The organism is Pseudomonas reactans, from assembly GCF_013387025.1.
GTDB classification, from domain to species: Bacteria; Pseudomonadota; Gammaproteobacteria; order Pseudomonadales; family Pseudomonadaceae; genus Aquipseudomonas; species Aquipseudomonas reactans.
Genome location: NZ_JACAQP010000006.1, coordinates 426399 through 440981, shown reverse-complemented (window position 1 = coordinate 440981; position 14583 = coordinate 426399). Strand labels below are relative to the sequence as shown.

Sequence of the window (14583 nt, the reverse complement as noted above, 5' to 3'; positions counted from 1 at the left end):
GCGAGCCAGGGCATGGGAACAAAGCGCGCAAGACTTATGCCAGAGCGGCGGTCATTGCGCGTTATCGTAAGACCCGGTGCAGTACAGCACCAAAACGGCGCCAACGGCGGTGCCATGGTGCAAGTCACGCACGTATTTGTGGCGTGGGTGTGAAGGTAGGTGGGGAATCTACCCAGTCAGGCCGACTTGGCCGCCTCACGCACGCGACGCACCTCAACCAGTTTCCTCACCATCGAACGATAGCCCTTGCCGTTGAGCAGCAACAACCCGAGCAAGGGCCAGAACAGGCTTTCACTGTAGATAAACCAATGTGGGCGGTATTGCAGCGTCGGCAATACCACCAGCAAACACAGCACAAAAAAGCCCACCATGCCCCACACCGCCCAGGCGTGACCGCGCACCACCAGGAAGTTACTGTTGACCACGAACAATGCGGCAAAAATCACCACACACCAGGACACCGTGGCATTGGTAGCCATGGGCACGTCGGCAAAATAGGTGCTGGCCGCCAGGGAAATAGCACCGGAACCACCGAGGCAACCGGCGAGAATCACGCCGATGAACGAGGGGAAATGCTCCAGCAAAAAGGGTTTCAGGGACGGTACGCCGCTCATCACTCAAGCTCCTCATACAACCCTATCGCCAGGGTCTTGAGCTGGCCCGGGTTATCCGAACGCGCCAGGCCCCAGACACTCAGCCCTGCACTGAAGGCATCGCCGATCTGCACGATGGTGGCGTGCTTGAGCTGGGTATGGCTAAAGCGCTTGGGTAAGTCGCCGCGCAGTTGCAGCAGCTTGCGCATCTTGGTCGACATCTGCGGATCGGCGATTTTCAGCAATTCCTTGGTCAGTTTTTCCCGCTCCTGACTGTTAAGCCCCTTGAGCACTTGGCGCAGGGATTTACCGGTGGATGCCCGCGCCACGTTGACCAGCTTGACCGTAGTCAATGCAGAGGCGCCCACACCCACCAAAGCGGCGCCGTCCATGATCTTGGTCGCGTTCTGGTACCACTCTTCGCTGTCCAGATAGTCGTTCATGCCTGGGTTGACGATCTCATTGCGCGTACGAAACGCGCCCATCAGGCAGGACGCTGTACTCGCGGTGGCACTGGTGTAGCCAATCACCGTGACCACCGAACTGGCGCCACCGGTGAACGGCACCGCGATGGTGCCACTGAGCATCACCAGCCAGCCCAGCACCGCGCCACCACAGGACAACGTGGTGTTGAAGGCTTCACTGATCAGCCGCGACTCGCGCGGATTATTCATCACCTGGTCGGCAAACTGCGCGGGCGCCACATATTTTTGCGCCTCGCGCACGATGATGCGTTTGGGCTGGATGCTGCAAATCGGCTTGAATTCGCGAAGGGTGACGACGTTGAAGTCGGCGTCGATATACACCACACCTGCACCGACGATGTTGGGGTCGGCGTCGATGGCGGCAAATATACGCGGCAGGTTCAGTTGGCTTTCGATGCGCTGGCGCGCCATGAATTGGGAGCGGTTGGAATCCATGCCGATGCCGGCCAGGGGGTTAGCCATGTTTTTCTTCCTTGAACTGAATGGGCGCCACCTTAACAAACCGCCCACCCAGCGCCTAGAAAGCAAAACGCCAGCACGAGGCTGGCGTTTTGCATATTCAGGCTGCGATCAACGCGGCACCACCGGCTTGCGCGCAGGCTTGCCGCCCTTGCCCTTGGCCGCATCGCTGCGTTCCTTGGCGGCCTGCTTGTTGCGCGCCTGGGCCGCGGCCTTGGCTTGCTCACGCTTGTCCCATGGGTTGCTGCCGTCGCTGCCACGTGGCGGCAAACCGGTGTGCTGGGTGAGGATCCTGGTGGTGGTTTCCTTGGCGACCTTGTGGCTGCCGGCCGGCGTCGAGTTCTTGCGACGGGCACTCTGGTAGCTGTCGGTGCTCGGCTGGTGCAGGGGGATCAGTTGGTCCTTGCCCGGCCCGATCAAGTCGGCACGGCCCATGCGCGTCAGTGCTTCACGCAGCATTGGCCAGCCTTTCGGGTCGTGGTAGCGCAGGAACGCCTTGTGCAGACGGCGCTGGTCTTCGCTCTTGACGATGGTCACCGCGTCGCTCTTGTAGGTGACCTTGCGCAGCGGGTTCTTGCCCGAGTGGTACATCGCGGTGGCGGTGGCCATCGGCGACGGGTAGAACGCCTGCACCTGGTCGGCGCGGAAGCCGTTGCCCTTGAGCCACAGGGCCAGGTTCATCATGTCTTCATCGGTGGTGCCGGGGTGGGCGGCGATGAAGTAAGGAATCAGGTACTGCTCCTTGCCCGCTTCCTTGGTGTACTTCTCGAACATGCGCTTGAACTTGTCATAGCTGCCAATGCCCGGTTTCATCATCTGGTTGAGCGGACCTTCCTCGGTGTGCTCCGGGGCGATCTTCAGGTAACCACCGACGTGGTGGGTAACCAGCTCTTTCACATACTCCGGCGACTCGACGGCCAAGTCATAACGCAGGCCGGAGGCGATCAGGATCTTCTTCACACCCGGCAACGCACGGGCGCTGCGGTAGAGCTGGATCAACGACGAGTGATCGGTGTTCAGGTTCGGGCAGATGCCAGGGAACACGCACGACGGCTTGCGGCACGCGGATTCGATTTCCGGGCTCTTGCAGGCGATGCGGTACATGTTCGCGGTGGGGCCGCCGAGGTCGGAGATCACGCCGGTAAAGCCCGGCACTTTGTCGCGGATCTCTTCGATCTCGCGGATGATCGACTCTTCGGAACGGTTCTGGATGATGCGGCCTTCGTGCTCGGTGATCGAGCAGAAGGTGCAGCCGCCGAAGCAGCCACGCATGATGTTCACCGAGAAGCGGATCATGTCGTAGGCCGGGATCTTTTCCTTGCCATACGCCGGGTGCGGGACGCGGGCGTAAGGCATGCCGAACACGTAGTCCATTTCTTCGGTGGTCATCGGGATGGGCGGCGGGTTAAACCACACGTCCACTTCACCGTGCTTCTGCACCAGGGCACGGGCGTTGCCTGGGTTGGTTTCCAGGTGCAACACGCGGTTGGCGTGGGCGTAGAGCACGGCGTCGCCACGGACCTTCTCTACCGAAGGCAGACGGATCACGGTCTTGTCGCGGGTCATGCGCGGGCTGGCCAAAATCTGTACGACCTTGGCTTCTTCCGGGTCGTCCACCGGCCCCTTTTCCTGCTCGATGGCGCAGGCCTGGGTGTCCTGGGTGTTGACGTACGGGTTGATGATCTTGTCGATCTTGCCCGGGCGGTCGATACGCGTGGAGTCCACCTCGTACCAGCCCGTAGGGGTGTCACGGCGAATGAACGCGGTGCCGCGCACGTCGGTGATGTCTTCGATCTTGTGGCCCCACGACAGGCGCTGGGCAACTTCGACAATCGCACGCTCGGCGTTGCCGTACAGCAGGATATCGGCGGTGGCGTCGATCAGGATCGAGTTGCGCACGCGGTCCTGCCAGTAGTCGTAGTGGGCGATGCGGCGCAGGGAGGCTTCGATGCCGCCGAGTACGATCGGCACGTTCTTGTAGGCTTCCTTGCAACGCTGGCTGTACACCAGGCTCGCGCGGTCCGGGCGTTTGCCGGCCATGCCGCCAGGGGTGTAGGCGTCGTCGGAACGAATTTTCTTGTCGGCGGTGTAGCGGTTGATCATCGAGTCCATGTTGCCGGCCGCGACGCCGAAGAACAGGTTCGGCTCGCCGAGTTTCATGAAATCGTCTTTGGACTGCCAGTTCGGCTGCGCAATGATCCCGACGCGGAAGCCCTGGGACTCCAGCAGCCGGCCGATGATCGCCATGCCGAACGACGGATGGTCAACGTACGCATCACCGGTGACGATGATGATGTCGCAGGAATCCCAGCCAAGCTGATCCATCTCCTCCCTGCTCATCGGCAGGAATGGCGCTGGACCGAAACATTCGGCCCAGTACTTGGGATAGTCAAATAACGGCTTGGCTGTTTGCATGACGGTGACCGGTGTTGAGATGGAAAATCGCGGGCGCGGAATATAGCACAAATTTTGACCAATTCCGACGGTAATGGTCGGAATTGAGCAGACGAGTTATTCGTCGTCGTCGAAGTTGTAACTGCCCGGCGCGAGGTTCTCGAAGCGGGTGTACTTACCGATGAACGCCAGGCGGATAAAGCCGATGGGGCCGTTCCGCTGCTTGCCGATGATGATCTCGGCAATGCCTTTGTGCTCGGTCTCAGGGTGATACACCTCGTCGCGGTACACGAACATGATCACGTCGGCGTCCTGCTCGATCGCGCCGGATTCCCGCAAGTCGGAGTTCACCGGGCGTTTGTTGGGACGTTGTTCCAGGGAACGGTTGAGCTGGGACAATGCCACCACCGGGCAGTTGAATTCCTTGGCCAGGGCTTTCAAGGATCGGGAAATCTCGGAAATCTCGTTGGTCCGGCTGTCACCGCTGGAACCCGGGATCTGCATCAACTGCAGGTAGTCGATCATGATCAGGGCGATGTCGCCGTGCTCACGCACCAGGCGGCGGGTGCGTGCACGCATCTCCGACGGGCTGATGCCGGCGGTGTCATCGATAAACAGCTTGCGGTCATTGAGCAGGTTGACCGCCGAGGTCAGGCGCGGCCAGTCGTCATCTTCCAGCTGGCCGGAACGCACCTTGGTCTGGTCGATACGCCCCAGGGACGAGAGCATCCGCATGATCAGCGATTCACCTGGCATCTCGAGGGAGTACACCAAGACAGTCTTGTCGCTGCGCAACACGGCGTTTTCCACCAGGTTCATTGCGAAGGTGGTCTTACCCATGGAAGGACGACCGGCGACGATGATCAAGTCGGACGGCTGCAGGCCGCTGGTCTTCTCGTCGAGGTCGGCGTAGCCGGTGGAAATACCGGTGATGGCCGCGTCGGTGTTGAACAGTGTGTCGATACGGTCGATGGCCTTGGTCAACAGCTCGTTGACGCCCACCGGGCCGCCGGTTTTCGGGCGGGCTTCGGCGATCTGGAAGATCTGGCGTTCGGCTTCGTCGAGGATCTCTTCGGCGGTACGCCCTTCCGGGTTGAAGGCGCTGTCGGCGATCTCGGTGCTGATGCCGATCAGTTGGCGCAGCGTGGCCCGCTGGCGAACAATCTGGGCATAAGCCTTGATGTTGGCGACGGACGGCGTGTTCTTCGCCAGCTCACCGAGGTAGCCGAGGCCGCCAACCTGGGAGGTCTGGCCTTCCTTGTCTAGCTGCTCGGCCAGGGTCACCACGTCGATCGGTGAGTTCTGGTCGGCCAGCTTGGCGATGGCACGGAAGATCAGGCGGTGGTCATGGCGATAGAAGTCACCGTCCGAGACTTGATCCAGCACGCGCTCCCAGGCGTTGTTGTCCAGCATCAAACCACCGAGCACGGCCTGTTCGGCCTCGATGGAATGCGGCGGCACCTTCAGGGCAGCGGTTTGCAGATCGTATTGCTCAGGAGCTGAAATATCGTTCATGGCCACTTGGAATTTGGGGTGTGTAGAAAAACAAAAGGCACGACCTGTAAACAGGATCGTGCCCGATGTTAACTGGCTGACACGCGAGGTGCCAGTCAGTTAGGTGCTGCTTAAGCTGCTACCACGATAACGCGTACGGTGGCTTCAACTTCGGCGTGCAGGTGCACGGCTACGTCGAATTCGCCTACGTTACGGATGGTGCCGTTCGGCAGACGAACTTCGCTCTTCTGCACTTCAACGCCGGAGGCGGTCAGTGCATCAGCGATGTCGTGGGTGCCGATCGAACCGAACAGCTTGCCTTCGTCACCGGCGGTGGCAGTGATAGTCACTTCCAGCTCAGCCAGTTGGGCAGCGCGAGTTTCGGCCGAAGCTTTTTTGTCTGCTGCTGCTTGTTCCAGCTCAGCACGACGCTCTTCAAACGCAGCCAGGTTGGCAGCGGTTGCAGCGGTGGCTTTGCCGTATGGCAGCAGGTAGTTACGACCGTAACCGGCCTTAACGTTCACTTTGTCGCCCAGGTTGCCCAGGTTGGCGACTTTTTCCAGAAGGATCAGTTGCATGTGAAAATCCTCTAACTTTTAACCTTCACCGTTCGCGTTATCGGCGTCTTTCGGCGCCAGACGACCGCGAAAATCAATCAGGCCGTCGACAATGGCCAAAACCACGAGTAACGGATAGATCAGCTGCATAAACATCAGCATCGTTACGTACATCCCCACCAGCCAGAACTTGGCCAGGCGCTTCTGCGCGACCAGCCCGTGAATCAGGGCCAGTCCGGAAAACACCAGCGGTACGCTGCAAAACAGCACCAGCAAGGTGGCTTGTGAACCGAAGTACGGTCCGACCACCATGAGTGCCAGCAGCAACATCGCCGGGCCCACGGGGATTCTGATACTGCGAAACTCGCGACCAAAACCACCCGGGTTGTACAACAACGCCTGCCAATAACGCCCAAGCATCAGGCTCAGCAAACTGACGATCTGCATCATTACCGCCATCAGGCCGATCAGGGCCGGTGCAATCAGCGTTGCCAGTCGCGCTCGCTCTTCTACCGACAGCTGTTGGTAGAGTTCCCCGAGGGCCATCGGCAGGATCTTGACGATCTCTTGCGACAGCGCCTCGATCTGCGGGCGGAAAGCCGCGTCAATCAACACCGAAAACACCAACCCCAATGCCACGCTGACCAGCAGCGTGCGGACCCAGGACTCACTTGCGCGCAAAACCAACGCAAGGCTCGACGACCCCAGCAGCACCAGAAGCACTTTGGGTTCGCCCAGTTGCAACCACCAGATCAAGGCGGCTACGACTCCCAGGGCCAGGATGCCAACGGCATCCTGCAAACCGCGCCGCAGGAGCACAAGGCATCCAGCGGCAGCAGCCAACCAATACAACAACGGCAATGCTGCACATCCAGCCACTACCAGAGTGGCCTGCACACGACCGCGCATGATGAACTCAGCTAAGGCGCGCATGCATTCAATCCCTTACTACTTGTCGACTGCCCGGTCTCAGCGGCCGTGGCTGTCGGTGTAGGCCAGCAGGGCCAGGAAGCGGGCGCGCTTGATAGCGGTGGCCAGCTGACGCTGATAACGTGCTTTGGTACCGGTGATACGGCTTGGAACGATTTTGCCGGTCTCGGATACGTAGGCTTTCAGAGTGTTGAGATCTTTGTAATCGATCTCTTTCACGTCTTCAGCGGTGAAGCGGCAGAATTTACGACGACGGAAGAAACGTGCCATTTGATAGGCTCCTTAAAAGGTCCGTGGATTACTCGTCAGCGTTATCGCTGTTGTCGCTGTCATCACTATCAGCGCTATCAGCGCCTTCGTGCTCAGGACGGTCGCGACGCTCACGGCGCTCACTGCGGTTTTCTTCAGCCTTGAGCATCTCGGATTGGCCGGTAACGGCTTCTTCGCGACGGATGACCAGGTTACGGATCACAGCATCGTTGTAGCGGAAGTTGTCTTCCAGCTCGGCCAGGGCCTTGCCAGTGCACTCAACGTTCAGCATCACGTAGTGAGCCTTGTGAACATTGTTGATTGCGTAGGCCAGTTGACGACGGCCCCAATCTTCCAGACGGTGGATTTTGCCGCCGTCTTCTTCGATCAGCTTGGTGTAACGCTCAACCATGCCGCCGACTTGCTCGCTTTGATCCGGGTGGACCAAAAAGATGATTTCGTAATGACGCATGAATGCTCCTTACGGGTTGTAGCCTGCCGCTCAAAAACGGTCAGACAAGGAGTGAATGACACTTATGGATCTTGCCGCAGGGAGGCACATCGGTGCCCGCCAGGAAGGCAAGGGGCGCAATTGTAGAGAAGGGGGAGGAAGCGTGCAAGGTGATTGGTGATTATTTGAACAATCACCAATCACTGCAGGTGGATCATTTCTTCGATTTGGCCTTGGCGCCACGCTGACGCTGGGCTTCAAACAGGCACACGCCGGTGGCAACTGACACGTTGAGGCTGCTGACGCTACCGGCCATCGGCAGATGGACCAGGTAATCGCAATGTTCGCGGGTCAGGCGACGCATGCCTTTGCCCTCGGCGCCCATGATCAAAATGGTTGGGCCGGTGAGATCCTGGTCATAAATGCTGACCTCGGCCTCGCCTGCCGTGCCCACGACCCACAGGCCACGCTGCTGGAGTTTCTCCAGGGTGCGCGCCAGGTTGGTCACGGCCACCAGCGGAATCACTTCCGCCGCGCCGCAGGCGACTTTACGCACGACCGGCGTCAAGGTCGCGGACTTATCTTTAGGCACGATCACCGCCAGCGCGCCGGCAGCGTCCGCCGAACGCAGGCAAGCGCCGAGGTTGTGCGGATCGGTCACGCCGTCCAGCACCAGCAGCAACGGCGCACCTTCGGTACGGTCGAGCAGCTCGTCGAGCATCGCCTCGCCCCAGACCTGGCTCGGGCTGACGTCCGCCACGACGCCCTGGTGGACGCCTTCGACCCACACGTCCATTTCGCGACGCTCGGCCTGACCGATGGCAACCTTGTTTTGGGTCGCCAGTTCAACCAGCGCTTGCACGCGCGGCTCGCTGCGGCCTTCGGCCAACCACACTTGCTTGACGCGTTTAGGGTGGTGACGCAGCAGTGCTTCTACGGCGTGCACGCCGTAGATTTTTTCCAGACTCATGACTTGGCCTTAGGTTTGCGCGACCCGCCGCTTTTGGCAGGGCCCGAACCCGCCTTTGGCGGGCCTTTACGGTGTTTACTTGGCTTGCTCGACGGCTTTTCCGCCCCGTGGGACTTTCCCCCAGACGCCGCTTTACCACCGCTTTTGGCTTCGTTGAGCAACTGCTGCTTCAACTCGCGACTCTTGCGCAGCTCGGCGTTTTTCGCCGCCGCATCGCTTGGGCGATAGGCTTCGGGGGCCTTTTCCTTCGCGGACGGACGACGACCGGCCTTGGCAGGTGCAGGCTCGGCGGTCGCTGCTTTAGCGGGTGCTGCCTTGCCTTTGCTGGTCGGTTCGCTGCCGCGTTTTTTACGGCTGCCCGGCGATTCGGCTGGCTTGTCGGACATGCCGAAGTCGATCTTGCGCTCGTCGAGGTCGACGCGCATGACCTGCACTTCCACGGTATCGCCCAAACGGAAGCTGCGACCGGTGCGCTCGCCCGCCAGGCGGTGGTGCACAGGGTCGAAGTGGTAGTAGTCACCCGGCAACGCGGTGACGTGCACCAGGCCTTCGACGTAGATGTCGGTCAGTTCGACAAACAGGCCAAAACCGGTCACGGCCGTGATCACGCCAGGGAAAGTCTCGCCTACGCGATCCTTCATGAACTCGCACTTGAGCCAGTTCACTACGTCGCGGGTGGCTTCGTCGGCGCGGCGCTCGCTCATGGAGCACTGCTCGCCCAGCTGTTCCAGGGCCGCTTCGTCGTACGGATAGATCCGTGCTTTCGGAATGGTCATGGCACCGGCACGCTTGACGTGCGGGGTGTTCTGCTTGGAGTGGATCACGCTGCGAATCGCGCGGTGCGTGAGCAGGTCCGGGTAACGGCGAATTGGCGAGGTGAAGTGGGTGTACGCCTCGTAATTCAGGCCGAAGTGGCCCTGGTTGTCAGCGCTGTACACCGCTTGGCTCAGGGAGCGCAGCATCACGGTCTGGATCACGTGGTAATCCGGACGGTCCTTGATACTGGCGAGCAGCGCCTGGTAATCCTTCGGCGTCGGGCCGTCCTTGCCTTTGTGCAGGGACAGGCCGAGCTCGCCGAGGAAGGCGCGCAGTTTTTCCAGGCGTTCCGGCGGCGGGCCGTCGTGCACGCGGTACAGAGCAGGAATTTCGTGCTTCTTCAGGAATTCAGCGGTGGCCACGTTGGCCGCCAGCATGCATTCCTCGATCAGCTTGTGTGCATCGTTACGCGTGGTCGGGGTGATCGCAGCGATCTTGCGCTCGGAACCGAAGACAATCCGGGTTTCCTGGGTTTCAAAATCGATCGCGCCACGGGTGTGACGAGCGCCCAGCAGCACCTTGTACAGCGAGTAAAGCTGCTTGAGGTGCGGCACCACGCCAGCGTATTCGGTACGCAGGGCCTTGGCTTCGCTGGTCTTCGGCGTTTCCAGGATGGTGCTGACCTTGTTGTAGGTCAGGCGCGCCTGGGAGTGGATCACCGCTTCGTAGAACTGGTAGTCGGTCATTTCGCCGGTTTTCGAGATAGTCATCTCGCACACCATGGCCAAACGGTCGACTTTCGGGTTCAGGGAGCACAGGCCGTTGGACAGCTGCTCAGGCAGCATCGGGATCACGCGCTCAGGGAAGTACACGGAGTTGCCGCGCACCTGGGCTTCGTTATCCAGGGCCGAACCAATCTTCACGTAGCTGGACACGTCGGCAATCGCGACGAACAACTTCCAGCCACCGGAGAACAAGCGCAGCTTGCCCGGCTTGGCTTCGCAGTAGACCGCATCGTCAAAGTCGCGGGCGTCTTCGCCGTCGATGGTGACGAACGGCAGATGGCGCAGGTCGATGCGTTTTTCTTTGTCTTTCTCTTCCACTTCAGGCTTGAGCTTGCCGGCTTCTTTGAGCACAGCCTCAGGCCAGACGTGAGGAATATCGTAGGTGCGCAGCGCAACGTCGATTTCCATGCCCGGCGCCATGTAGTTGCCGACCACTTCAACGATATCGCCCTGGGGCTGGAACCGCGCGGTTGGCCAGTGGGTGATCTTCACCTCGACGAACTGACCGACCTTGGCGGCGCCATTGCGGCCTGGGGTGATCAGCACTTCCTGCTGGACCTTCGGGTTATCCGGCACCACAAAGCCGATGCCGCCTTCTTCGAAGTAACGGCCGACGATGGACTCGTGGGCACGGGACACCACTTCGACGATCACGCCTTCACGGCGACCGCGACGGTCCAGGCCGGAAACGCGCGCCAGGGCACGGTCGCCATCGAACACCAGGCGCATTTGCGCCGGGCTCATGAACAAGTCATCGCTGCCGTCGTCCGGGATCAGGAAGCCGAAACCATCACGATGGCCGGCAATGCGACCCAGGATCAGGTCGAGCTTATCCACAGGCGCGTAAGTGCCACGGCGGGTGTAGATCAGTTGAGCATCACGCTCCATGGCACGCAAACGGCGGCGCAGGGCTTCGAGCTGGTCTTCGGTGGTCAGACCGAATTCTTCAACCAACTGCTCGCGGCTAGCAGGCGAACCCCGATCGGCGAGATGCGCCAGGATCAGTTCACGGCTAGGAATAGGGTTTTCATATTTTTCCGCTTCACGAGCGGCCTCGGGATCGAGGGACTGCCAATCGGCCATTAGAGAGTTTTCACCTTGTCTATATGCGGGTTAGTTTGGCATACGCGTATTGAAACGGGAAATTTCAGACGCCAACAAGCCTTTTAAAGCCCTTTGCAGCCCCCGGCGGGCACCTTGCACGACCACTGGCGAAATTTTCCAGGCTTTTTTCGTGGCAGGGCTTTACAGCTTAAAATCCCCTCCGTATAGTGCGCGCCATCGACGACGGCAACGTTGTCTGATAATGCCCAGGTGGTGAAATTGGTAGACACGCCAGCTTCAGGTGCTGGTGATCGCAAGGTCGTGGAAGTTCGAGTCTTCTCCTGGGCACCAAATTTAGATCAAACCCGCGAAAGCGGGTTTTTTCGTTTCAGGCCTTTGATTTTTAACGGAAAACTTGATTTATTTTTTCGAATCAGGGGTTTACAGATCAAAAAGCCCTCCGTATAGTTCGTCCCATCAACAGCGCAAGCGCTGCTGATAATGCCCAGGTGGTGAAATTGGTAGACACGCCAGCTTCAGGTGCTGGTGATCGCAAGGTCGTGGAAGTTCGAGTCTTCTCCTGGGCACCAAATTCAGATCAAACCCGCGAAAGCGGGTTTTTTCGTTTCCGGGGTTTGAAAACCCAGGCCTGGAAACTTTCCCAGTGATTTACCCCCTCGCCCGCACCTGAGAAACTTTATCGTTTATCCTTGTAAGTATTTGTTGCATACAAGTGAGGAACAACCCGGATGATGATCCGCGATACCCATCTCAAGACATCCCTTCTGCGTGGCCTGACCATCACTCTGCTCGGCCTGACCCTGCTCTCGCCCACCGCCTATTCCGCCGACAAGGTTTCCCTGACCCTGTACAACGGCCAGCACAAAGAAGTCGGCGATGAACTCGCCAAGGCCTTCGAAGCCAAGACCGGCATTCACGTCAACGTGCGCAAAGGCAGCAGCAACCAGCTTGCCAGCCAGGTCGTGGAAGAAGGCGACCGCTCGCCTGCCGACGTGATCTACACCGAAGAATCGCCACCCCTGAACAAACTCGGCGAGCAAGGCCTGCTGGCCAAGATCGACGCCAGCACCCTCGACGTATTGCCCAAGGATTATGTCGGCGCCAATGGCGACTGGATGGGCGTGACCGCGCGCACCCGCGTCGTGGCGTTCAATCCGAAATTGATCGCGGAAAAAGACCTGCCGAAATCGGTGCTGGATTTCGCCGGCCCCGAGTGGCAAGGCAAGGTCGGCTTCGTACCTACCAGCGGCGCCTTCCAGGAACAGGCCGTGGCGATCATCAAGCTGCACGGGCGTGAAGCCGCCGAAGAATGGCTGACCGGCCTGCGCGCCTTCGGCAAGGTCTACAGCAACAACATGGTCGCCCTCAAAGCCGTTGAAAATGGTGAAGTGGCTACCGTGCTGGTGAACAACTACTACTGGTTCGCCCTGAAGAAAGAAAAAACCAACCTGGACTCCCAACTGCATTACTTCACCGATGGCGATGCCGGGGGCCTGATCACCGTATCTTCGGCGGCGGCGCTGAAATCCAGCAAGCATCCGAAAGAAGCCCAGCAACTGCTGGCGTTCATGGCCAGTGAAGAGGGCCAGCGCGTCATCACCAACACCTCGGCTGAATACCCGCTGCGTAAAGGCATGGAATCCAGCCGCGGTCTCAAGCCTTTCAGCGAGCTGCAACCGCCGAGAGTCACCCCTGCGGACCTTGGCAACGCCGAAGAAGCCCTGGACCTGGAACGCGATGTTGGCTTGAACTGATGAACCCATCGCTACCCGCCCCCGCCCTGCGCGGGGGGTTCAGCCCAAGGCGCAAGCGCCCGTCGATCTGGTTGTTGCTGCCCGTACTGTTGCTGGTCGGCTTGAGTCTGCTGCCACTGGCCTATGTCGGGCTCAAGGCGTGGCAAGCCGGTTGGGCGGAGGCGGTGCACCTGCTGTGGCGGCCGTATGTGTTCGGGTTGCTGCGCAATACCTTGGCGCTGATGATCGGGGTGACGGTGACGTGTGGCGTGATCGGCCTGTCCCTGGCCTGGCTGCTGGAGCGCAGCAACCTGCCGGGGCGACGCATCTGGGGCGTGATACTGTGCCTGCCGTTTGCAGTGCCGGCGTTTGTCAGCAGCTTTACCTGGGTATCGCTGAGCGCCAGTTTCGAAGGGCTTGGCGGGGCGATCCTGGTGATGAGCCTGTCGAAATACCCGCTGGTGTTTCTGCCGGTGGCAGCGACCCTGCGCAATCTTGACCCGTCCCTGGAAGAGTCGGCCCGCACCCTGGGACTGAATCGCTGGGGCGTGTTCTTTCGCATCACTTTGCCGCTACTGTGGCCGTCGCTGCTGGCCGGGGCATTGTTGATTGCGCTGCATATGCTGGTGGAGTTTGGCGCGCTGTCGATCATCGGTTTGCAGACCTTCACCACTGCGATCTACCAACAGTTCGAGCTTGAGTTCAGCAATGCGAATGCCGCGATGCTCTCGGCGGTGCTGTTGGTGATGTGCCTGACTCTGCTGTGGCTGGAGTTCCGCGTGCGCGGCAAGGGCCGGCACGTGCGTATCGGCCAGGGCGCGGCGCGGCATGCGGAGCAGGTTCGACTGGGGAAGTGGACGTCATTAGGTCAGGTTTATTGCCTGGCGCTGGCGATCATCGGCAGCGGGATTCCGCTGGGGATGCTCGGTTATTGGTTGGCGGTGGGATCTTCTGCCGCCTTCCCGGTAGCAGAGATCGGTGAGGCGTTGCTGTCCTCATTGGCGCTGTCCCTCGGAGGCGCCGCGCTTTGCCTGGTGCTGGCGGTGCCGGTCGGATTGCTGGTGGTGCGCTACAAGGGCCAACTGGCGATCTGGGCCGAACGCCTACCCTATCTGCTGCACGCTTTGCCCGGCTTGGTGATTGCGCTGACGCTGGTGTACTTCGCCCTGCACTATGTGCCGGCGCTGTACCAGACATCGGCGCTGTTGTTGATTGCTTATGCGCTGCTGTTCTTGCCGCTGGCCCAGGCGCCGATTCGCACCGCGTTGAACAAGGCTGCTCCGCAGCTTGAAGAGGCTGCACGCACGCTGGGGGCTTCATCGCTCAGTGCGTTTTGCCGGGTGACCTTACCGATTATTTTCCCGGCGCTCGGCGCTGCATTTGCATTGGTATTCCTGGATGCGATGAAGGAATTGACCGCGACGTTGCTGCTTAGCCCGACAGGGTTGAATACATTGGCGACGGCGGTGTGGGCGCATACCTCGAATGTAGAGTTTGCGGCGGCGGCGCCTTATGCGGCGCTGTTGATTCTAGTGTCGGGGTTGCCGGTGTATTTGCTCACGACTCGGATGTATCTGAGCCGCTAGGACATCATCGCCGGCAAGCCGGCTCCTACAAGGGTTGCGCATAACCTGTAGGAGCTGGCTTGCCAGCGATGAGGCC

The 14583-nt window shown here is 60.0% G+C and carries 12 protein-coding genes and 2 tRNA genes; 4 read left to right on the top strand and 10 right to left on the bottom strand.

Going from position 1 to position 14583, the window contains the following annotated elements; genetic code table 11:
- Positions 1-176: 176 nt before the first annotated feature.
- The 10 genes from HX793_RS08410 to rnr all read right to left on the bottom strand — a co-directional run bounded on the left by HX793_RS08410 (position 177) and on the right by rnr (position 11206).
- A complete protein-coding gene (locus HX793_RS08410; protein ID WP_177051529.1) occupies positions 177-614 on the bottom strand; it encodes a hypothetical protein in 438 nt (145 codons plus the stop codon).
- The gene (gene ssp4 / locus HX793_RS08405) at positions 614-1540 is read right to left on the bottom strand and encodes an Ssp4 family T6SS effector (RefSeq protein WP_177094677.1); all 927 of its coding nucleotides are present in this window, start codon (positions 1538-1540) and stop codon (positions 614-616) included. The genes HX793_RS08410 and ssp4 overlap by 1 nt, the downstream gene beginning before the upstream one ends.
- Before the next feature lie 108 nt (positions 1541-1648).
- Positions 1649-3952 carry a YgiQ family radical SAM protein gene (locus HX793_RS08400; protein ID WP_177094675.1) on the bottom strand — a complete coding sequence of 768 codons (2304 nt, stop codon included), beginning with the start codon at positions 3950-3952 and terminating at the stop codon, positions 1649-1651.
- Between the two features lie 96 nt (positions 3953-4048).
- A complete protein-coding gene (gene dnaB / locus HX793_RS08395) occupies positions 4049-5446 on the bottom strand; it encodes a replicative DNA helicase (protein WP_016976916.1) in 1398 nt (465 codons plus the stop codon).
- 110 nt (positions 5447-5556) lie between these two features.
- Entirely contained in the window at positions 5557-6003 is a 447-nt protein-coding gene (gene rplI / locus HX793_RS08390) for a 50S ribosomal protein L9 (protein WP_016976915.1), read from the bottom strand.
- 18 nt (positions 6004-6021) lie between these two features.
- Positions 6022-6915, bottom strand: a complete 894-nt coding sequence (locus tag HX793_RS08385; RefSeq protein ID WP_016976914.1) for a YybS family protein — start codon at positions 6913-6915, stop codon at positions 6022-6024.
- Between the two features lie 36 nt (positions 6916-6951).
- Positions 6952-7182: a 30S ribosomal protein S18 gene (rpsR, locus tag HX793_RS08380; RefSeq protein ID WP_002551829.1), complete on the bottom strand. Its 231-nt coding sequence runs from the start codon at positions 7180-7182 to the stop codon at positions 6952-6954.
- A gap of 28 nt (positions 7183-7210) precedes the next feature.
- Entirely contained in the window at positions 7211-7633 is a 423-nt protein-coding gene (rpsF, locus tag HX793_RS08375; protein WP_003236224.1) for a 30S ribosomal protein S6, read from the bottom strand.
- A 193-nt stretch (positions 7634-7826) separates the two neighbouring features.
- Entirely contained in the window at positions 7827-8582 is a 756-nt protein-coding gene (rlmB, locus tag HX793_RS08370) for a 23S rRNA (guanosine(2251)-2'-O)-methyltransferase RlmB (RefSeq protein WP_017734971.1), read from the bottom strand.
- Entirely contained in the window at positions 8579-11206 is a 2628-nt protein-coding gene (rnr, locus tag HX793_RS08365) for a ribonuclease R (RefSeq protein ID WP_177051532.1), read from the bottom strand. Before rnr ends, rlmB begins: the two co-directional genes overlap by 4 nt.
- Positions 11207-11431: 225 nt before the next feature.
- On the opposite strand from rnr, the gene HX793_RS08360 reads away from it, so the two are divergent.
- The 4 genes from HX793_RS08360 to HX793_RS08345 all read left to right on the top strand — a co-directional run bounded on the left by HX793_RS08360 (position 11432) and on the right by HX793_RS08345 (position 14507).
- Positions 11432-11518, top strand: a tRNA-Leu gene (locus tag HX793_RS08360).
- A gap of 152 nt (positions 11519-11670) precedes the next feature.
- A tRNA-Leu gene (locus HX793_RS08355) sits at positions 11671-11757 on the top strand.
- 159 nt (positions 11758-11916) lie between these two features.
- Positions 11917-12942 (top strand): extracellular solute-binding protein, encoded by a 1026-nt coding sequence (locus HX793_RS08350; protein ID WP_177094671.1) that lies wholly within the window; start codon positions 11917-11919, stop codon positions 12940-12942.
- Entirely contained in the window at positions 12942-14507 is a 1566-nt protein-coding gene (locus HX793_RS08345) for an ABC transporter permease (protein WP_177094661.1), read from the top strand. Before HX793_RS08350 ends, HX793_RS08345 begins: the two co-directional genes overlap by 1 nt.
- Positions 14508-14583: the final 76 nt, after the last annotated feature.